This is a genomic window from Microbulbifer sp. ABH2_005 (assembly GCF_056160005.1).
In genome coordinates this window covers 83266-103807 of sequence record NZ_JBSWWI010000003.1, presented here as the reverse complement: position 1 = coordinate 103807, position 20542 = coordinate 83266, and the positions used below count along the sequence as shown (strand labels likewise).

The 20542-nt window shown below is 53.0% G+C and carries 18 protein-coding genes, 1 tRNA gene and 1 riboswitch; of the genes, 4 read left to right on the top strand and 15 right to left on the bottom strand.

Features of this window, described 5'->3' with window-relative positions:
• Window positions 1-40: 40 nt before the first annotated feature.
• Together ACXAFI_RS19370 and ACXAFI_RS19365 are read right to left on the bottom strand one after the other, a co-directional pair.
• Window positions 41-2002, bottom strand: a complete 1962-nt coding sequence (locus ACXAFI_RS19370) for a hypothetical protein (protein WP_475110086.1) — start codon at window positions 2000-2002, stop codon at window positions 41-43.
• Window positions 2003-2329: 327 nt separating this feature from the next.
• On the bottom strand, window positions 2330-2746 hold the full coding sequence (locus ACXAFI_RS19365; RefSeq protein ID WP_444887752.1) for a c-type cytochrome: 417 nt from the start codon (window positions 2744-2746) through the stop codon (window positions 2330-2332).
• 187 nt (window positions 2747-2933) lie between these two features.
• On the opposite strand from ACXAFI_RS19365, the gene ACXAFI_RS19360 reads away from it, so the two are divergent.
• Window positions 2934-3010, top strand: a tRNA-Arg gene (locus ACXAFI_RS19360).
• A 603-nt stretch (window positions 3011-3613) separates the two neighbouring features.
• On the opposite strand, the gene moeA is transcribed toward ACXAFI_RS19360, so the two are convergent.
• Both moeA and narL read right to left on the bottom strand, forming a co-directional pair.
• Window positions 3614-4855 (bottom strand): molybdopterin molybdotransferase MoeA, encoded by a 1242-nt coding sequence (moeA, locus tag ACXAFI_RS19355; RefSeq protein ID WP_475110085.1) that lies wholly within the window; start codon window positions 4853-4855, stop codon window positions 3614-3616.
• A gap of 45 nt (window positions 4856-4900) precedes the next feature.
• On the bottom strand, window positions 4901-5566 hold the full coding sequence (gene narL / locus ACXAFI_RS19350; protein ID WP_252084129.1) for a two-component system response regulator NarL: 666 nt from the start codon (window positions 5564-5566) through the stop codon (window positions 4901-4903).
• 195 nt (window positions 5567-5761) lie between these two features.
• On the opposite strand from narL, the gene ACXAFI_RS19345 reads away from it, so the two are divergent.
• Window positions 5762-7375 carry an MFS transporter gene (locus ACXAFI_RS19345; RefSeq protein ID WP_444891602.1) on the top strand — a complete coding sequence of 538 codons (1614 nt, stop codon included), beginning with the start codon at window positions 5762-5764 and terminating at the stop codon, window positions 7373-7375.
• Window positions 7376-7549: 174 nt separating this feature from the next.
• Here the strand turns inward: ACXAFI_RS19345 and ACXAFI_RS19340 are convergent, their stop codons facing one another.
• From ACXAFI_RS19340 to ACXAFI_RS19290, 11 genes are all read right to left on the bottom strand, one after another.
• The gene (locus ACXAFI_RS19340) at window positions 7550-8668 is read right to left on the bottom strand and encodes an ATP-binding cassette domain-containing protein (protein ID WP_475110084.1); all 1119 of its coding nucleotides are present in this window, start codon (window positions 8666-8668) and stop codon (window positions 7550-7552) included.
• Window positions 8668-9390, bottom strand: coding sequence for a molybdate ABC transporter permease subunit (modB, locus tag ACXAFI_RS19335; protein ID WP_475110083.1), 723 nt, complete (start codon window positions 9388-9390; stop codon window positions 8668-8670). Before modB ends, ACXAFI_RS19340 begins: the two co-directional genes overlap by 1 nt.
• A complete protein-coding gene (gene modA / locus ACXAFI_RS19330) occupies window positions 9387-10169 on the bottom strand; it encodes a molybdate ABC transporter substrate-binding protein (protein ID WP_475110082.1) in 783 nt (260 codons plus the stop codon). The genes modB and modA overlap by 4 nt, the downstream gene beginning before the upstream one ends.
• Window positions 10154-10633, bottom strand: coding sequence for a molybdopterin synthase catalytic subunit MoaE (moaE, locus tag ACXAFI_RS19325; RefSeq protein WP_475110166.1), 480 nt, complete (start codon window positions 10631-10633; stop codon window positions 10154-10156). Before moaE ends, modA begins: the two co-directional genes overlap by 16 nt.
• 10 nt (window positions 10634-10643) lie before the next feature.
• Window positions 10644-10889, bottom strand: coding sequence for a molybdopterin converting factor subunit 1 (gene moaD / locus ACXAFI_RS19320; RefSeq protein WP_282951930.1), 246 nt, complete (start codon window positions 10887-10889; stop codon window positions 10644-10646).
• Between the two features lie 21 nt (window positions 10890-10910).
• Window positions 10911-11402, bottom strand: a complete 492-nt coding sequence (moaC, locus tag ACXAFI_RS19315; protein WP_475110081.1) for a cyclic pyranopterin monophosphate synthase MoaC — start codon at window positions 11400-11402, stop codon at window positions 10911-10913.
• Between the two features lie 3 nt (window positions 11403-11405).
• Entirely contained in the window at window positions 11406-11948 is a 543-nt protein-coding gene (moaB, locus tag ACXAFI_RS19310; RefSeq protein ID WP_108731355.1) for a molybdenum cofactor biosynthesis protein B, read from the bottom strand.
• Window positions 11949-11950: 2 nt separating this feature from the next.
• Window positions 11951-12550, bottom strand: a complete 600-nt coding sequence (gene mobA, locus ACXAFI_RS19305; RefSeq protein WP_475110080.1) for a molybdenum cofactor guanylyltransferase — start codon at window positions 12548-12550, stop codon at window positions 11951-11953.
• Window positions 12551-12554: 4 nt separating this feature from the next.
• Window positions 12555-13532 carry a GTP 3',8-cyclase MoaA gene (gene moaA, locus ACXAFI_RS19300; protein ID WP_475110079.1) on the bottom strand — a complete coding sequence of 326 codons (978 nt, stop codon included), beginning with the start codon at window positions 13530-13532 and terminating at the stop codon, window positions 12555-12557.
• Window positions 13521-13670: riboswitch (molybdenum cofactor riboswitch) on the bottom strand. It overlaps the preceding gene by 12 nt.
• Before the next feature lie 217 nt (window positions 13671-13887).
• Window positions 13888-15111: an alginate export family protein gene (locus ACXAFI_RS19295; RefSeq protein WP_475107061.1), complete on the bottom strand. Its 1224-nt coding sequence runs from the start codon at window positions 15109-15111 to the stop codon at window positions 13888-13890.
• A gap of 142 nt (window positions 15112-15253) precedes the next feature.
• Entirely contained in the window at window positions 15254-16555 is a 1302-nt protein-coding gene (locus ACXAFI_RS19290) for an MFS transporter (protein ID WP_475110078.1), read from the bottom strand.
• Between the two features lie 408 nt (window positions 16556-16963).
• Here ACXAFI_RS19290 and ACXAFI_RS19285 point away from each other — a divergent pair, with 408 nt between their 5' ends.
• Window positions 16964-18439, top strand: coding sequence for a NarK family nitrate/nitrite MFS transporter (locus ACXAFI_RS19285; RefSeq protein WP_444920684.1), 1476 nt, complete (start codon window positions 16964-16966; stop codon window positions 18437-18439).
• A gap of 115 nt (window positions 18440-18554) precedes the next feature.
• A complete protein-coding gene (locus ACXAFI_RS19280; RefSeq protein WP_475110077.1) occupies window positions 18555-20327 on the top strand; it encodes a bifunctional protein-serine/threonine kinase/phosphatase in 1773 nt (590 codons plus the stop codon).
• The last annotated feature ends 215 nt before the right edge of the window (window positions 20328-20542 follow it).

Here is a 20542-nt window from a genome sequence, read left to right as displayed (position 1 = left end):
AACCTTCCATTTCACTTTAACAGCTAGAAGCGTTAACAAATTATTGTATTGCCGATACCTTCCAGCGATCAATATAACCGGAGGCATCAACACAAGAGCCTCTCCCATTCAATTTACAATTATCAATTTCCTGATAAACACGAAGATAATAAAAGGTACCATCAAAAAATAGTGGCTCGACTTCTCGATAACGCCACTCAACACAATTCATGTTACCTTCAGGACAACTACTATATTTTTCACGAGTAACAGAGTCTACAAAGTATCTTTGTTCTCGAAAATTTTCTTTATCAGACCAACCAAAACGAGCCCACTCAGCCTCAGTTATGTATTCTAGCCCTTTATACACTTGATAACCACTACCATCCTCATAGTACCGAAACCCAAATTGGTCATAATAATTGGGAAATTCCGGATCAAATAAATCAAAGATTCCACCGTAATTAAAAATATCTGAACCGACAGGCATCTTCGTACCGCGCACAACCGGCGTAGCATAGTGGCCTCCAACCGAAACTATAGAACCATCATCTCGACGTAATACACCCAAAGTTCGCATAGCTACACCATCGGCACCAAAAGTATAATATTCGACTTTACTTCCTCGATTACTTTCGATAACCATATTCCCAGCATCATTAAATGACAGTATTCCATCATCTACATAGCCAGATCTATAATCAAATCTTTGGTTAATTGTACCCTTTGTATTTGGATCAATAATGGACGGCTCCCAGAAACGGGGCGTTGAAAGGTTATCGTCATTTGATCTATCTCTGAAACCTGAGATAGAAAACGCATCTGAAGATATCTCTTCTAAACTTCCTGTCCTCTGGGTATTCACTTGGGAAAAACTACTCACCACAAAGGAATCAGCGGACACTTCATCTCCGCCTAACTGTTGACAAGAATAATCATAATCAACTTTATAGGCTGAATAAAATGCAGCATCGTAATATTTTTTCAACCGAACACTATTCAGCCTGGCTCCAGAGTTTCCACTTTCTCCCCAGCATTCACTTAAATAAAAATTCACTCGATCCGAGCCAGACATTTCCAAAGTTATCAAATTGTCTTTTCTTTCATAACTCACAGAATTATTTAACTGGTCTGAATAATCACTATCAGCGAAATACCCAGTACCCGACCCTTCCCCGGATAAATTCATAGCAAATCCATATATACGTGCTACTGTGGGATTCATTGCGACAAATATCAAATCCTCTCCAGAGTAATTTTCAACGGATAAAACCTGTTCTTTATTACTTACAAGCTGATCAAAAATCTGCTCATATTTTTTAATACCCGAAGAAGATATATTTTTCAACTCTAAAGCTACTTTTGCAGCCACGGGATAATCCCGAATAAAGTCATAAGTATTTTCATGAGAAAATAACGGCGACTCACCACCACTAACAATATAACGAAGCCCAACAGCACTCTCTAACAATATTTCCTGCGGTAAAACCTGTGAAGCACTTAATAACTCATTAGATGTAGTGATATCACCTTCATTCACTTTTTCCAAAAAAGCAGCCGAAGCGGTAGACAAGGCATTAACATAAAGTGTTGGCAATTCAGAAACAGAAACAGAGCCTTCATTCTCTAGTTCCTCGATCTGTGAATAATTTCCCACATAAGATTTTAAGACAACTTCTTTACGCTCTTCGGTGGCGGGATAACGGACAACTACACTGATTAATTCATCAGAAGCTGCATTTTTGATTTCTGCAGAGAAAATTTTCCCATCAACGATTGCATCGTAATCAATATCGCCTACCTTGACTTCCACTGAAGCAACGCCGTCAATATTTTCTCCAATTAAACCTTGAACAATGAGCTGGGCTTGTTGTGAACCACTTCCTCCAGGCGCTTCTGGCGATCCACCAGACGTTTCCGGCAATCCGTCATTACTGCTATCGCCCCCACTACCACCCCCGCCGCTACAAGCAGCCAATACAAACGATAGAGCAGCAAAAGAGAAGAGTTTCCCCAGCTTCATGCGTAATTTCCTTGAGTTGTTGTATACATCTAACTTACAGGCAGGCGCGGATAATACAGAGTTATTACGTTAGTAGGGATTAAATGCCTAATTACGGTTTATTACAGTTACTGTTGCAGCTTATCTGACATTGAATTTTCTTATAATCACTAAAGACAAGTTATATCATTTGACTTTTTACGACATTCGGTGAGCTTATTTGAAGGTCCAGGTGTTAGCTGGAAATTATCGCAAGAAAAAAGCCGATTAGAGGAAGGTGAGTTTTGCTTAGGAGAGAAACAAAAAAGGCCGCTTAATAAGCGGCCTTGTCTATAGCGAGTACACAGCTTACTTACTGTTATCCACCATATAATCAACCGCAGCCTTCACTTCATCATCGCTGCAATCCATACACAGGCCCTTAGGCGGCATGGCATTGATACCATTGATGGCATTGGTGTAAAGAGTGTCCATGCCCTTGGCGATACGCGGTGCCCAGGCAGCGGCATCACCAAACTTAGGCGCACCCGCTATACCGGCCGCGTGACAGGTAGTACAGCTCTTGTTGTAGATATCTTCACCACTGCGGGCACCGCCACTGGCAGCTTCCGGGGCAGCCGCTACTGCTGCCGCACACTCCTCGCCCTTCATACAGGTCTCACCCGCTGGAGCGATACGCTGTTCAATGTCCTGATCAACAGACTGGGCCACTGCCGCAGCCGCACTGACGGCCAGTGCCGCCACAATACCCAAAATGCTCTTCATGCTATTCCCCCAAAGGGCCGAAGTGAGTTGGCCCGTAGACTATCGATTTACTGCCGCAAACTTCCACGCCGCGCATTATAAGCACTGTGCCGCCCCCTGCCAAAGCCTGTGTAGAAGCGCCATAAGTCCTTTCACCCGCCCCCACCCTTCTGTATAATCCGCCTCCCATTGGCACAGATAGCCAAAACCGCCCGTAGCTCAGCTGGATAGAGCGTCGCCCTCCGGAGGCGAAGGTCAGAGGTTCGAATCCTCTCGGGCGGGCCATATACAAAGAAGCCCGCTTATGCGGGCTTCTTTGTATATGGCTCACTCCCAGGCTTCGTTCGAACTCAGGTTCGACTCGGAGGCAGCAAAGCTGCCGTAGAGCAGCGAGCCCAAAGGGCGAAGCTAATCCTCACGCACACCACCCGCTTATGCGGGCTTTCTTGTATATGGCTCACTCCCAGGCTTCGTTCGAACTCAGGTTCGACTCGGAGGCAGCGAAGCTGCCGCAGAGCAGCGAGCCCAAAGGGCGAAGCTCATCCTCTCGCACACTCCCCGCATAAGCGGACTTTCTTGTATATGGCTCACTCCCAGGTTTCGTTCGAACTCAGGTTCGACTCGGAGGCAGCAAAGCTGCCGCAGAGCAGCGAGCCCAAAGGGCGAAGCTCATCCTCTCGTACACTCCCCGCTTATGCGGGCTTTCTTGTATATGGCTCACTCCCAGGTTTCGTTCGAACTCAGGTTCGACTCGGAGGCAGCAAAGCTGCCGGAGAGCAGCGAGCCCAAAGGGCGAAGCTAATCCTCTCTGATTACATCAGCTTCAGACAAACTTTCTTAGATAGACAAATATCGACTGCGGCCAGCCACAAAAGTCTATTAGCAGCCCTACCCCAACGGCACCCCCAATGGCTCAATCACCACTTTCTCCCCAGACTCTACACTGCCGCTATCCCGCGCCAAAACAATAAAGCAATTAGCAGAAGCCAGGCCGGTAAGAATATGGCTCCCTTGGGTGCCAACCGGCTCCACCACCAAGGTCCCATTTTCATCAGTGCGATAAACGCCCCGTTGGAAATCAGTACGACCAGGCTTTTTCTTTAGCGGTTTTAACAATTTTGCCTGTAAGGTCTGCGGGCCAGTCCACTGATCGCCTTTCATCACACTCAGGGCCGGCACGGCCAGCTGGTAAAAAGTAACCAAAGCGGAAACCGGATTGCCGGGTAGGCCAAAGAAAGGGGTTCCCTGTAAGAAACCAAAGGCAAAAGGTTTGCCTGGCTTCATCGCTACTTTCCAGAAGCCAATCTCTCCCAATTCTTCCAATACTTCACGGGTGTAATCCGCTTCGCCAACGGAGACTCCACCAGAGGTAATAATGGCATCGGCCTCTTGGGAAGCGCGTTGCAAGGCATTGGTGATGGCCTGTTTGTTATCGGGCAAAATACCCAAGTCCAAAATTTCCAGATCCAACTGATCGAGAGCGGCCAGTAGGGCGATGCGGTTGCTATCGTAGATATCGCCTTTACCTAGGGCTTCGCCGGGCTGACGCAGTTCATCGCCAGTAGAGAAAAGGGCAATGACTGGTTTGCGCACTACTGTCACTGTGCCAACACCGGCAGCGGCGAGCAGGGCGATATGGGGAACGCTAATACGCTCTCCGGCCTTAAGGAGGCTAGCCCCTTCGGCAACATCTTCACCGCAGCGGCGAATATGATCTCCAGGGCGAACTTCACCGTTTATACGTATCGACTCTTCCTGGGCATCGACATTTTCCTGCATCACCACCGTATCTGCACCGGCGGGTACTGCGGCTCCCGTCATAATGCGCACGCAAGTGCCCGGGTTCACCACACCGTCAAAAGGTGCTCCGGCAAAGGATTTGCCGATCAGCTCTAGCGGCAAGCCACTGGCCAAATCTTCAAAGCGCAAGGCGTAACCGTCCATCGCAGAGTTGTCGCAGGGCGGTAGGTTAACGGTGGAGAAAACATCCTCAGCCAATACTCGACCGGCGGCTTGTGCCAGGGGCAAATTCTCAGTGCCACTGATTGGACTCAGTGCTTCGAGAAGTTTTTCACGGGCACTTTCTATGGGCATCAGACCCGGTTGGCTACAGCAGTCGATAGTGGGCATAGAGAATTTCTCTTACTTCAGTCCTTTGCGATTGGGGCAGAGTGATCAGTGGTTTCGATCCTGGAAATCAGGGCGTCTTTGATTGACCATCCACACAGCGGCTTCCACACGGGAGCGCATCCCCAATTTCTTCAATAAGTGTTTAACGTGCACCTTCACTGTTGCATCACTAATATCTAATTCGCGAGCAATTAACTTGTTACTCAGCCCATCGGCGATCAATTGCAGTATCTGGTATTCACGGCTTGTGAGAGAGGAGAGGATATCCGCTCCGGAGTTATCCGGTTTGCGCAGTGCCGAGGCGAGAATTTCTGTGAGGCGCTGGCTAATTGCAAGCTTGCCATGAGTAGCCAGAATGACTTGTTCAAGAATATCCTCGGGCTCCATATCCTTGAGCAGATAGCCATCGGCACCGGCGCGGATACAAGACACCACGTCGGCATTATTATCAGAAACGGTGAGTATCACGATACGCGAGGAAACATCTGCAGCGCGCATTGCACGCAGTGTATCCAGCCCATCCATACCGCGCATATTCAGGTCCAACAGAATAAGGTCCGGCTCATGTTGCTTGGCCAGCACCAGCGCTTCCTCTCCACTACTGGCCTCGGCCACCAGCTCCAGGCCGGGCTCCATTGCAAATAATTGTTTAAGACCTTTGCGAAATAGCGGGTGGTCATCGACCATCATTACCGTAGCAGAAGAAATCATAGAGAGCCCCGCTTCAATTTGAAAATTGGTTTAAATCTGTACAGTGACTTTACCATAGCGTCCCATCTCGGCGCTTACCCCCTAAGAGGTAGCTATTACTCCAGGGCAAAAGGGTTACTTCCTGTTGGTAATTGAGTAGGCTCAAACCCCGGCCCATAGTGGCTGTACGAATCATTTCGAGGAGGAGTGGCCGCCGTGTCTGACATCTACGAGTGGGCCCCGGAGGACAGCAAATTCTGGCAGTCCAAGGGCAAGAAAATCGCAAACCGGAATTTGTGGATATCCATTCCCAGTTTGCTGTGCGGCTTCGCCGTGTGGCTCTACTGGGGCATTATTACCGTTCAAATGCTCAACCTTGGCTTCCCCATTGCCAAAGCCGATCTGTTTACCCTAATGGCCATCGCCGGCCTCACCGGCGCTACCCTGCGAATACCCAGTAGTTTCTTTATTCGATTGTTCGGTGGGCGCAACACCATTGTATTTACCACAGCCCTGTTGATGATCCCCGCACTCGGCACCGGTATCGCCCTGCAGAGCAAGGAGACTCCACTGTGGGTATTCCAATTGCTGGCGCTGCTGTCTGGTATCGGCGGTGGTAACTTCGCCTCTTCCATGTCCAATATCAGTTTCTTTTTTCCCAAGGAAAAGCAGGGGTTGGCGCTTGGCCTGAATGCAGGCCTGGGTAACTTCGGTGTTACCACCATGCAGATCCTGGTACCGCTGTTTATGACTTTCGGTGCCTTCGGCGCTGCTGGCGGCGATCCCATGACTTTGGTGAGCAGCTCTGGCTCCCTGATTGGCAAGATACCGGCCGGTTCTGAAGCGTGGATTCAAAATGCCGGTTTCGTATGGTTGCTGTTCCTGATTCCGCTGGCCTTTGTGGGCTGGTTCGGCATGAACAATCTGCGCACCGACGAAGTCACCCCGGATGTGGGCAGCTCTATCGGCGCGATGATGAAGATGACCATGATGTTGGGAATCGGCCTCTTCACCGCAATCACAGGTCTGTGGCTGCTGCTTCCCGAAGCGGCTAATGGTTCTGGCTGGGGCGTGCCCAAGGAAATCGTGCTGGTGCTGGTAATCACTGCCACCGTGTTCGGTTTGAAACTGCTGCCCGGTGAGATCAGAACTAGCCTGCAACGCCAATACCGTATCTTCAACAACAAGCACACCTGGGTAATGAGTGTGATTTACACCATGACCTTCGGCAGCTTTATCGGTTTCGCGGCGGCCTTCCCCCTGGCTATCAAAGTGATCTTCGGGTACAGCCACGTGATGGTGGACGGGGTTATGACTCACGATACCATCAACAACAATGGCCCCAGCGCCCTGATGTACGCCTGGATGGGTCCGTTTATCGGCGCCCTGATTCGCCCGGTAGGTGGTTGGATCTCCGACCGTATCGGCGGAGCCCTGGTTACCCAAATCTGTGCTGCAATCATGGTGGCTAGTGCCCTGGGTGTGGCTTACTACATGAAGGCCGCCTACGGATCAGCCACGCCGGAAGAGTTCTTCCTGCCCTTCTTCCTGCTGTTCCTGGTGCTGTTCGCCGCTACCGGTATCGGCAATGGTTCTACCTTCCGCACCATCGCCATGGTGTTCCCGAAAGAGCAGGCAGGTCCGGTATTGGGATGGACCTCAGCAGTTGCCGCCTACGGCGCCTTCTATATTCCCAAGGTCTTCGGCGAGCAGATCAAAGCCACTACCCCGGAATACGCCCTGGCAGGCATTGCCATCTTCTACGCGGTTTGCCTGGTGGTTAACTACTGGTTCTACCTGCGTAAAAACGGGGAGTTCTATAACCCTTAATTCAGTTTCACTCACGGGATACCGTTGCTTCGGGGAGGTTTTTACCTCCCCTTTTTTATGATGCACTGGTGGAGAAGCGATACCTTTTTCTACAGCCATTTCCCTCAGCCATTTTAAACTTCCATATTCCGCAGAAGTTTTCAGTGCAAGATTATTCAAAGAGAAATAAGAGGCTTACAAACCAGCAAGACTACCGGCCTTAAACTGGGCAAAGTAGGTAGTGCCTTCACGCAGTTCTAGGCGCTCGCAGGAGAGACGGGAAATATCTGCGTAGAACACCTGATCAGCAGCGGCTAACTGTAAACGCATGCGGCCGTCGGTAAGGCTCTGCTTAGCAACTAAAGTTACCGGCAGGCAATTGAGGATACTGGACAAGCCCGGCTTCTCTACACTGAGGCTGATATCTCCAGCCTCCAGCAGAAAAGCGGCGGTGTCGCCTTTGCGATAATGGCCTGCCACTCTATCCGCAAAGATGGAAGTCCCTCCTAAATCCAAAGTGAGCAGACCATCACTTAGGGATTCCACTCGCGCTTCAATCCGGCTGCGACAGCTATCCCCTACGTCGTGGCTATCCAGGCGCTGGGCAACTTCAGGTAAAGGAAGTGGTGCGGACAAATAGGCAGAATCCATCCAAAAACAGCGCTGGGCTAACAGCTGGATTTCATCAAAGTCGTGACTGGTCCAGATCACCAGCGCCGGATATCGGGCCCAGAAATCCCGTAGGGTCGGCAATAGGCGCCGCAGTACCTGGGCACGGTCAACCGCTGATAGTGGCTCATCAAATAATTGCAGCGGCGCGTTGTTAAAAAGCTGGCGCAATACAGCCACACGCTGGGCCTCTCCACCAGACAATAGCTCCACCGGCTGATATAGCAGCGGTTCAATACCAAAAGCCTCTAGCAGCCGACCACACTCTTCCTCGGGCAGTGGCCTGCGGCTGTAACGGCGGGCCAGTGCCAGGTTATCTGCCACCGACTGGCCGGCAAACAGGCGGCTGTCCTGAAAGCCCAAAGAAAGCGTTCTTTTGTGGGCAGCCAGGGCGCGGCGTCCGCGCTGCCAAACCGTATTGGCAAAAGTGATATTGCCACGGCAGTGGCGCTGGCCAGCCAAAGCAGCCAGTAATGTGCTCTTGCCGCTGCCGGAGGAACCGGTAAGGCCAAAAATCCCAGAGGCAGGCAGCTCTAATTGCCAGGGAGCCGCAGCGTTAAGCGAAGTCACCAGCCTTGTAACACTCAATCCGGTGGAATCAGAAGTGGTAGACGCAGTACCGAATAGGCGTAAGGTGATTTCCATTAACCCAGCACCCCCATTACCGGTTTAGCGCGCTCACTGTTTAATCCACGCGGAGCCAACCTATGTCCCAACCAACGGGCAGCGAGTAGCAGTACCGTAGTAATCCCCATCAACATCAAAGCCAGCCGGTGCGCCGCACCGTATTCCATCGCCTCCACATGCTGATAAAGAGCGATAGAAACCACCTGGGTCTCACCGGGAATCGCGCCACCAATCATCAGCACTACCCCGAACTCACCCAGGGTATGGGCAAACGTTAACGCGCAGGCACTCACAATAGCGGCGCGACTCGCCGGCAAAAGAACTTTTAATAGTGCCGCCCAGGGCGGTATACCCAGTGCTGCGGCAGCCTGGGTCAGGCGCTGGCCATTGGCATTAAACGCGGCCAACAGAGGTTGCACCATAAACGGCAGGGAATAAACCACTGACGCAAACACCAGGCCGGTAAAGGAAAACACCAAGGGGCCATCAAAAATGTGTGACAGCCACTGCCCGGGGGCATAGTTGGGAGAAAATAAAAGCAGTAAATAAAAGCCCAACACCGTGGGTGGCAGTACCAGCGGCAGGGTAATTAATACCTCGATGCCATGGCGCCAGCGACTCTGCCATTGGCTCAACTTCCAGGCCAAGGGCACGCCGATAATAAACAGCAGTAAGGTAGTTAAGCCGGCCAATTTTAAAGTTAGCCACAGGGCCTGCCAGTCGGCAGCGGCGATATTCATAAGCCACTCCCTCCATCTCTACTTCGATCTTGAGCCGGTAAAACACCGTAACCCAAGTGGTGCAGTTGCGCCTGCACTTCCCCTGAACGCAAATAGTCAGCGAGGGACTGCGCCTCTTTCGGCCGACGGCTCTGGGTGGGAATCAGCAGCTGCTGCTCAATGGGTTTATACAAATGCTGCGGCAACAGCCAGTAGTTATCGCGACCGGCTGCTTGCATCTGGCTGGCGGCGACAAAGCCCAGCTGCGCATTGCCGGAATCCAGCATTAAATAGGCTTGGCCTGCATTGTGGGCCCGGGCCAATTGAGTTTGTTTTTTCTTCCACAAATCCAGGCTTTGCAGCGCTTGCCGTGCGGCACTGCCGAACGGCGCTACTTTCGGATCGGCTAATACAATTTTATCGGGCCAGGTTTGCAGTAACTGCTCGATATTCGATTCCGATTTTGGGTGCCAGAGAGCCAGTAAACCCAGGGCGTAAGTCTGACGACTGCTACCCAGTGCCCCACCCTGCTTTTCCAACAGTTCAGGTCGCTCGCGATCAGCAGACAGGAATAAATCGAAGGGCGCGCGGTGCGCTATTTGTTGGTAGAGCACCCCGGAGCTGCCACTGCTGATTTGCACCACACAGGCATGGCGACGCTCAAATTCCGGCAGTACCTCTTCCAGTGCCGGGCGGAAGCTGGCCGCTACCGCCACCCGCAAGGTGCAGTTATCCGCATTAACCGGCAGCGCGATGGCCACCAGTAAAGCGAATAGCAGCAGGCTCAGCCGGCGGACCACTTATCCATCTCCGCAGCATCGCTGGCCCGAGCTTCAACCCAGCGCTCTGAAGGCTTACCGGACTCATCCGTAACCGCTTCGCGCTTCCAGAAAGGCGCCTCACTTTTGAGGCGATCCATGAGGTATTGGCAGGCAGCAAAGGCAGCTTGGCGGTGGGGGCTGGTGACGCCGACAAAAACAATTTCATCGTTGATCTGCATGGGGCCAACACGGTGGACGATAGTCACACGCCCCAGGGACCAGCGATCGCGGGCATCATTGATAATCCGTTGCAGGCTTTTTTCAGTCATGCCCGGATAGTGTTCCAGGGCCAGGCCGCAGACATCACTACCGGCATTGAAGTCCCGCACCGAACCCACAAACAGGGCGCAGGCACCATCGCCACTGTTGCCTTGCAGCGCAGTATATTCAGCCGCTACGTCGAGGGGCGTTTCACAGACTTCAATACGATCAACGGCTTTCATATTGGCACCACTAGCCGCCGGTAACCGGCGGGAAAAATGCAACTTCATCCCCAGCCTTCACCTGGGCTCCGGTTTCTGCCAGCTCCTGGTTCAGGGCCATACGAATATCGTCTCTTTGCAGATGCGGGCTCCAATCCGGGTGCTGTTCACATAGGGTTTTGCGCAACTCGCTGAGACTGCCGGAAAAGTCCTCCAGGGTAGTCTCGCCCATGCCCAATTGCTGGCGCAGACGCGCGAAAAACAGAACCTTTACCATCGCTTTACACCTCTGAAATTGTTACGCCTTGTCCGCAGTGTCGCCGCGCCAGTGGCCGCGCTTACCGCCGGTTTTTTGCAGTAGCCGGGTTGGGCCGATTTCCATCGCCGGGTCCACGGCTTTGCACATATCGTAAATAGTCAGCGCCGCTACCGAAGCTGCGGTTAACGCTTCCATTTCCACCCCGGTGCGCCCGGCCAGGCGGCAGAAAGCGGTGATATGCACACTGTGTTTTTCCGGCTGTAATTCGAAATCCACCGCTACCTTGGTCAACGCCAGTGGATGGCACAGGGGAATTAAATCCGAGGTTTTCTTCGCGGCCTGGATGCCGGCGATACGAGCTACAGAAAGCACGTCACCCTTTTTGTGCGCCCCTTGGCTCAGCAATGCAAAAGCCTCTGCACTCATACAGATGCTGCTCTCGGCCAGGGCGCTGCGGTCAGTGATGTCCTTCTCGGTAACATCCACCATGCTGGCTTCGCCGCGCTGGTTTAAGTGGGTTAACTGGCTCACAAATTACCCCCGGCTCTCGCAGGGTGCGCTGGCAAAGCGCACATGGGGGATAAAGTTGCAGGGCTTGTGGCGGGCATCCAGCTGCTCCAGCAATATGCCTTCCCAAGCTGTGCGACAGGCTCCGGTGGAACCGGGCATACAACATATCAATGTGCGATTCGCGAGGCCGGCGAGCGCGCGGGATTGCACGGTAGAGCTGCCGATATCCCCCAGGGAAATATGGCGGAACAGCTCGCCGAAGCCGTCGACGGTTTTATCGAACAGCGGACTCAGGGCCTCCGGTGTGGAATCGCGATCGGTAAAACCAGTACCACCGGTCACCAATACCACCTGCACTTTCGGATCGGCAATCCAGGCGGAGACCACCGCGCGCATCTGGTAAACATCGTCCGGGGTAATGCGCTTATCCGCGAGCTGATGGCCGGCAGTTTTGAGGGCTTCCACCAGGTACTGGCCAGAGGTATCGGTCTGCTCGTTGCGGGTATCGGATACAGTGAGTACCGCAATATTGAGCGGTACAAATTCTTTGCTAGCGTGTGCGGACATAATCAGTGGTCTCTCAAAAAACTGTTTTCTGGAGTTTTATCCGGCGTACTCAAGCCGAGATAATCTGCCGGCGTATTGATATTGCGATGCCAATCGCCGGCACTTTTTATGGGTATGGATTTGGCCCCCAGGTGACGCAGCAGCGCGCCGACAGAATTACGCGCACTGCCTTCGACGGCACGGCGCAAATAATCCAGGCAGTCGCCATTTAAAGGCAGCCACAGGGGAAAAAAGAAGTTTTCAAAATAACAGGGCCGGCCACTTGCCTGCCCCTCTGCCAATAACTCTGCGAGGTGCTCCCGCCCGAGCAGGGGCATATCTACCGGAATCACCAGGGCCGCATCGGCACCGGTTGCCAGGGCTACCGAATAAAGGCCGCCCAGTGGGCCACGCTCTGGCACCAGGTCTTCAATCGCTCCGGGACGGGCGCCGCTGGTGATGACTTTTGCCAGCGGAAGCTCACTCAGCAATGCCTCGGCATGCTGCAAGAAATTGCCCCGTTGGGGGTGGGCCAGCAAGGCCTTGTCGCGGCCCATCCGGCTGGAGCGGCCGCCGGCCAGCACCACGCCGATTGTCGATTTGCCAACAAAAGCCCTGGCCATAACCCTAGCCCCCCAGCATCGCCAGGTTGCGGGTAGCGCCGGTAAAACCTTCGTGCAACTGGTGGCCTGCGGTCTTATCCACAATCAACTCGCGGATATGGGCCGCCAGAGCCTCGCTATCGCCAGCGGCGATGATTTCGCGCATATCAAAGCCCTGATCTGCGAACAGGCATAGGTGCAGCTTGCCCTGGGCCGATACCCGCAGGCGGTTGCAGCTTGCACAGAAGTCTTTGCCGTAAGGGGTAATCAGGCCGATACGGCCGGCGTAATCCGGGTGGAAATACTCCCGCGCCGGACCGGCATCGCGGGGGCGGATCATCTGTTCCCAGCCTTCCCGCAGCAACAGGGTTTCTATATCGCCACCGGAGACATGGTTGCTGGCGAAGAAGTCACGATTATCGCCAGTGCGCATCAACTCAATAAAACGCAGTGTCACCGGAGTCTCACGAATCCAGGCAAGGAAATTATCCAGCTCGGCCAGGTTGTACTGGCGCATCAGCACGGCGTTGACCTTGGTATCGATACCCAGGGCCAGGGCGCGATCCAGGCCTGCTAAGGCTTTATCCAGGCGATTGTGGCCGGTGATATGGTGGAATTGAGCCGGGTCGAGGCTGTCGATGCTGACATTCACCTGATCCAGGCCCGCGCGGTGCCAGTCGTCAATCTGACTGGGCAGGCGGTAACCGTTGGTGGTGATGGCTAAGCGGCGAATCTTATCGCTAGCGCGCACGGCTTCGAGCAGCGGCACCAGGTCTTTGCGCAGGGAGGGCTCTCCGCCGGTAAGGCGCACCTTTTCCGTCCCCAGTGAAGCGAAAGCGCGCACCAGTGTGCCCACCTCAGCGACTGAGAGAGGATTTTCCCCTTCCAGGGAACGTCCGCAACCGATGCCCTCGGGCAGGCAATAGTTGCAGCGGTAGTTGCAGATGTCCGTCACGGACAGGCGCAGGTAGTAAAACCTACGGCCAAAATTGTCTTGTAACATTAAACGCCTTTCCAATGTCGGGAGGCCGCGCAGTTTCCCGCTAGACCCTGGTGGCCGGTACGGCCACGGTCCCGGCACCTTGCAGCGTCAATAAAAACGACGCGGTTTAGGTAGCGGGACTCGGTGTTTAAACTGATGTCAGTGTATCAAGCTGGTTAATTTATGCTTGGGGCAAAGGTGGTACTCCCTAGGTACTCACAGTGATGCCAACCGGTAAGGGAAATAACATCACAAAGTGGAAATTCAGTGGGCAGAATGGCTAAAAACCGAAAAGTTCCCCTACAGAAATTGATCGGTTTTAATAAGTAAAACCCCGACCAGAGCCGGGGCCTCGCTATGAAGCGGCTTTATTTAATTAGAAATTCGCGGTCACCATTAACCAGAACTTATCGGTATCCACGTTGTGATCGTCAGCCTGGTAAGAGGCATATTTCACCAGTGCAGAAATTTCCTCTGTCAGCTTGCGGCCGTAGCTGATATTCCACTCATGGCCATAATTTGCGGAACCTTCATTTGCATCAAAATTGTGATAGGCCATATTCAAGTTACCGCCGGCTATTTTCATAGCGCCGCTGATGTACATATCCTCTACGCCGTCACCGGGGGTTGCCAGGAACTGGTCGGTGTAGCCCTGGAATTTATGCAGGGTAGCCAGAGGCGTTTTGAAACCAACACCGTTATCAGAGCCCAGCACTTCATAACCGAGTTTTGCGGTTACCGGGCCCAGGTCGGCTCCCACTTCTGCCAGGTAGTAGTCCGCACTGTAATCAAAAGGGTTATCCGCTATATCGTTCTGGCGTGCATAGCTCAGATTGGCTTTTACAGGGCCGAAATTGCCTTTGTAGTCCACACCATAGGTGCGGCTTGCATTAGCTACTGAGTTTTCCAAATCGAGGTTATAAGCAAAGCCGCTCAGTTTATGCCCATCGGCGATCGGATAGCTTGCGTGTAACAGCTGGATATTGCCTTCAAATTCAGCATTGGAACTATCTTCACCAAAAACCCGGTTTACGTTGTATACGTAGCTGTAATCCAGCTGCAGGCTGTCAGCGCTGCCATACTGATAGCGAATGCCGTCGTAAGTCTGCTCGTTCTGCCTCCAGCCAACACCACCAACAAAACGCTGGCCATCGAGGTTAATACGCTGGCGACCAGCAGTAATTATGGAATTCTCACCGTTATAGCGAACATAGGCTTGGTTAACCTCGGTGCCATCTGGATCGGCCACTACCGGATAATTAGTTTTTCCATTGACGGTGGAGTTGTAGTTGTCGTTACCGACCGCAGTAACATCGTCCATCTCGAGGAAACCGCTGAAACCACGATAGCTGCCACTGCGCCAGTTGAGGCGGGTTCTCAGAGTGGACGCGAGAGCATCCCCATTAATACCATCCTGGTCATAATCTTCCTGGTCGACGATCTCCACGCGATAACGCAGATTCAACCCAACTTCACCGGATTTAAGCGCATCGACAAGAGTGGCATTTTCACCATCTTGCGCAGCGGCCTGCAATGCGACTGTGCTGCAGGCCCCCAACAGTAGAGCACCGAAAATTTTGGGAAATCTGGAAATGGTCATTACGCTTTTCCTTTGCAACAACGGAGTGACAGTGACAAATTACAATTTTTCAGACGTGGATGAAACCACAGTTTTTTTCGGTAGAAAAAAATAAATACTTCCTACCCTTTACACAAACATAATTCCATTTTGGTAGTGGGCGCTACCTATCTGGCAAAGCCGCAGAGTTACTCGCATCCTCATGCAAAAAATTATTTTGCCTGGCGAAGGCCAAACGCTGTTGATGCTGCTCCCTCTGGATTGCCAGGTACATTACCAACATACAAACTGCCAGTACGCCGTAGAGCAACATAAACGCCGCACTGTGAATACCCACTAAATCCTGTGCGATACCAAACAGCACCGGCAGAGTAAAACCACCCAGCGCACCGATTGTGGCTACAGTGCCACCGACACTGCCCATATGTGCCGGAAAATTATCGTGTATCGCCTTGTAAACCGAAGCGCGACCAAACCCCTGGGCAATACCAATCACCAGCAATAACAAGGTAAACAGCTCTATGCTCACCTCGATATTTAGATGCACATCCCGTTCCACCCCATGAATCGTCATACTGGTCGGGGGGTAGCTGAGAAAAAACAGGCATACCAAGCAGGTCCAAAACACACTCCAATTCACCGTGCGCGCACCATAGCGATCTGCAAACCAGCCACCCAACGCACGCAGCGAACTGGACAAGGCCACAAACAGCAGGGTCAGCGCCATCGCCACCTGGGTGCTGACTTCGTACACCGCCAGGTAGTAATTCGGCAGCCACAGTAAAAGTGCGAGAAAGCTGCCGAAGACAAAATAATAATAGAGCCCATAGCGCCACACCTTGATCTGCATCAGTGCTCTTAGATGGTGATGAATTTTTGCCTTGCTGCGACTGCGCATATAGCGGGTTTCTTCAGGCGCACAAAATTCGAATAACACCACCATAAGCAAAATACCGACCGCATAAATCGGCCCAATCCATTCTCGCCCCAGCCAATTCTGGATCGCTGGCGCCAGGGCCAGGGTGATTGCCGCCCCAGCATTGCCTGCACCAAAAATGCCCATCGCGGTGCCCTGCTGCCTCCTTTCGAACCACGGAGTGATATAGCGAATACCCAACACAAAGGAGACCCCGGAAATCCCCAACCACAAACCGGCCAGTAGATGCTCACTGTAACTCTCGATATAGGGCAAGAGTAAAAGCACCGGCAGCAGCAATAGCATTTGCAGGAGGATGAGTTTTTTTGCCGAGAAATATTCCACCAACAAGCCGGCGGGAAAACGCAGCAGCGCACCGCTCAGGATCGGCGCGGCCAGTAAGATGCCGTATTCTGTGGCTGAGAGGTCTAGCTGCTCGCGGACTTCCACTCCAAGCACCGCATAGAGTGTCCACACGGAAAAGTTCGCAGCAAACATGGCCGAGGCAAATATCAGCACGCGCCCGGCGAGTTGCTGGGTATATTGCACGGCGGGCTTCTCCTAATTTTTCAGTTTTCGGGAAAATGATTTGGTCACCACATCGGCTGCCCGATCAATGCGTACCTGTTGCGCCGCTACGAACGGCTAAAAAACAGCGGTACCAATAGAGGCCACCTGCCAGCAAGATGCATAAAAACCCCAGCAATCACAATTACTCCCAAAAACTCTCCGCTCACAAGGCGATTTTTTATGGCTACTCAACAAGGGGTAAACCTTATTCAATAGGCAGCAGCTCCCCTTAAAAGGCTCTACCCCAAATGGGCTAACACCAAGCACCAAAGCCTTTATGCTGTACCCAACTACCCCCTTTGTGTACTTTCCCTTTAGCGCTGCTCAAATACTATCGGCCATGACCCTATCCACCTCTAAGTTGCTGTGAAGCCGGAGAAATTAGTCATGAGTCAATCCAGCGGCCTCAATTTATTTAATTGGGGCGACCCCAAAATAAAGACGCTGCACGTTACCTGGTTTGCGTTTTTCCTGAGCTTCGTAGTGTGGTTCTCCCATGCTCCGCTGATGGTCTTTATCAAGGAAGCGTTCGACCTCACCAGCCAGCAGGTAAAAGCCCTGTTAATCCTCAATGTGGCACTCACCATCCCCGCCCGTATCATTATCGGTATGCTGGTGGATAAATTGGGGCCGCGCCTGGTGTACAGCGGGCTGCTGATGACCTCATCTTTAATCTGTTTGGGCTTCGCCACCGCAGACAGTTACCAATCCCTTGCCCTGTTCCGCTTCCTGCTGGGATTTGTCGGTGCCGGCTTTGTCATTGGTATCCGCATGGTGGGTGAATGGTTCCCGGCCAAACAAGTTGGCTTAGCAGAAGGTATTTACGGCGGCTGGGGGAATTTCGGTTCTGCTGCCGGTGCCATGACCCTGCCCACCATCGCCCTGTTGTTCGGTGGTGAAGACGGCTGGCGCTATGCCCTGGGCCTCACCGGCATCATCGCCGGCCTGTACGGCATCATCTACTATCGCGTTGCCCGCAATACCCCTAAAGGCTCCACTTATTTCAAGCCGAAAAAGAGCGGCGGCCTGGAAGTGACCAGCAAGCGGGATTTCTACTTCTACCTGCTGATGAATGTGCCCATGTACCTGGCACTGGCGGCGCTGGCTTACAAACTGTCTCCCAGTGGCGTAGCCCTGCTGAGCCAGAATGCCACCTACGTAATGTGGGGACTGCTGGTAGCACTATTCGCCTTCCAGACCCGTATGATCTGGAATGTAAACAAAGACCACCTGCGCGAGGGCGTGCCCGAGCTGGAGAAATACAACTTCAAGCAGGTAGCCATCCTCGACCTAGCCTACTTCGTCACCTTCGGCTCAGAGCTGGCCGTGGTTTCTATGCTGCCCCTGTTCTTCCTGGAAACCTTTGAAGGATTGAGCCCGGTGAAGGCCGGCCTGCTCGCCTCTGGCTTCGCCTTTATGAACCTGGTGGCTCGCCCAACCGGTGGATACTTCTCTGACAAACTGGGACGCCGCCGCAGCCTGATGTTCCTGATCGGCGGCCTGGCAGTGGGTTACTTTGTACTGAGCCAGATCAACGGCGGCTGGTGGATTCCCGCAGCGGTAGTTGCCACCATGTGTTGCTCTTTCTTCGTGCAGGCCGGTGAAGGTGCCGTGTTCGCCATCGTACCCCTGGTAAAACGCCGCATGACCGGGCAGATCGCCGGCATGGCCGGGGCCTACGGCAACGTGGGTGCGGTTACTTTCCTCACCGCCCTGTCTTATGTCAGCTACAGCCAGTTCTTCCTGATTATCTGCGGCGCAGCAGCGGTGATCTTCTTCGCCTGCCTGTTCCTGGAGGAGCCCAAAGGCAATATCGCCGAAGTGCTACCGGATGGCACAGTGCAGCTGATCAGCGTGGAGTGATCAAGACAGGGTGATCGTAAAGCAGCTATCCAGCAACAAACGCAAAGGAGGGCCAATGGCCCTTCTTTGTTTTTCGCCGTTGGCCTGAGGGGACGAAAAGAGAGTGGAGAAAGCTGTGAGCGAAACCAATTCCGGGGTGCAAACAGAAACCGAGGCAAACCCCGAAGCCCAGACACCGCGATTGAGCCACGGCCTCTGCACCAGTGCCGGCATCAAACAGCAGAACGAAGATGCCGCAATCTACCACTGGCCAGACAACCCGCACTTGCAGGAATACCTAGGCGCGGTAGCCGCACTGGCAGACGGAGTCAGCTCCGCCGAAGCTGGTGCCCAAGCCAGCCACACCGCCACCGAGCAATTTGTGCGGGACTATTACAAGGTGCCGGATACCTGGTCTGTAGCCCACGCCGGACAGAAAATCCTCGCCTCCATTAACAGCAAGCTATACCGCAAGAGCCACGACTTTCCCCAACAGGAAAAGGGCTTCCTCTGCACCTTCTCTGCCCTGATTTTTAAATCCCGCACCGCCCACTATTTCCATATCGGCGACAGCCGTATCTATCACCTGCGCGGCGACAACCTTAAATGCCTCACCCGGGACCACAACATCACCCTGGCCCACCGCCAGCAGATGCTGTCCCGCGCGCTGGGAATGGATACCGGCCTGCAAGTGGATTACGGCCAGCTCAGCCTGGCTAAGGACGATGTGCTGCTGATTACCAGCGACGGCGTGCACGACTTTATTAAACAGGATTTGCTGCGGGAGCTGTTGGCAAATACTCAAATAAGCGAACAGGAAACAGCGGAAACCCTGGTGCGTCTCGCCGAGGAAAACAGCAGTGACGATAACCTCTCCGCATTAGTGGTAAAGGTAAAGGCATTGCCACAAACCACCCTGGACGACTACAGCCGCCAGCTTACCCGCCTGCCCTTCCCGCCGGAATTGGAACCGGGCATGGTATTGGATGGCTACCAGGTGGAACGGGAGTTGTTCTCCTCCCAGCGTAGCCAGCTGTACCTGGTGCGCGACAGTGCTACCGGGGAAATCCTGGTAATGAAAACCCCCTCGGTAAATTACGAGGACGACATCCACTATATCGACCGCTTTATTCAAGAGGAGTGGATAGGCCTGCGTATTCGCAGCCCCCAGGTAGTGCGCCTGCACCGCCAGACCCGACCGCGCACCGCGCTCTATTACCTGATGGAGTATGTGCAGGGCAGCACCCTGGAGCAGTGGATCACCCACAACCGCTTTCCCAAACCGGCGGAAGCGTTTCGTATTCTTAAGGAGATTGCCATCGGGCTACAGGCCTTCCACGATCAGGAAACCATTCACCAGGATTTGCGCCCAGCCAATATCATGATCGACGGCGACGGGCGGGTAAAAATTATTGATTTCGGCTCAGTTTATGTAGCCGGCAGTGCCGAGATTTTTCGCCCCCTGGAGCACCCGGAAGCGCTGGGCACCGCCAGCTATTCCGACCCCCACTATATCCTCGGGCACAACAGCGGTATTCGCGGCGATATCTATGCCCTCGCCACCATAGCCTACGAAATATTTACCGGCGAACTGCCCTACGGCGAGGAAATAGAAAACTGCCGCTCCCACGCCGACTTCGAACGCCTGCGCTACCGCACCGCCAGCCAGTTTAATCCCGTAGTCCCCATCTGGTTCGACCGCGCCCTGGAACAGGGATGCAGTATCGACCTGGAACAGCGCTATTCCACGCTGACGGAATTTATGCGCGACCTGGCCAACCCCAACCCGGATTACCTAAGGGAAGATCCTACTGAGAAAGGGGATGCTTCACTTTTTTGGAAGATCCTTTGTGGGATTTGGGTGGCTACTTTGTTGGCGGTGGCGGCTTTGTTTTCGTCTAGTGCGTAAGAAGCGAGCCATCCTGTACAGTAGGCCCTTTTACTAACATACCACCTCAGAGTATCTATCAGGCACTCTGATTTATTTGATGGTTATAATGTATGTCATTCATGGCATGTTATTTACGATGTTTTGTGGTGAAAATAGATTTTTACGATTTCTTATATTGTCTAGAACAAAATAGAAATTTGGCATCACATTTCAACCAGAGTGTGTTTTATTAG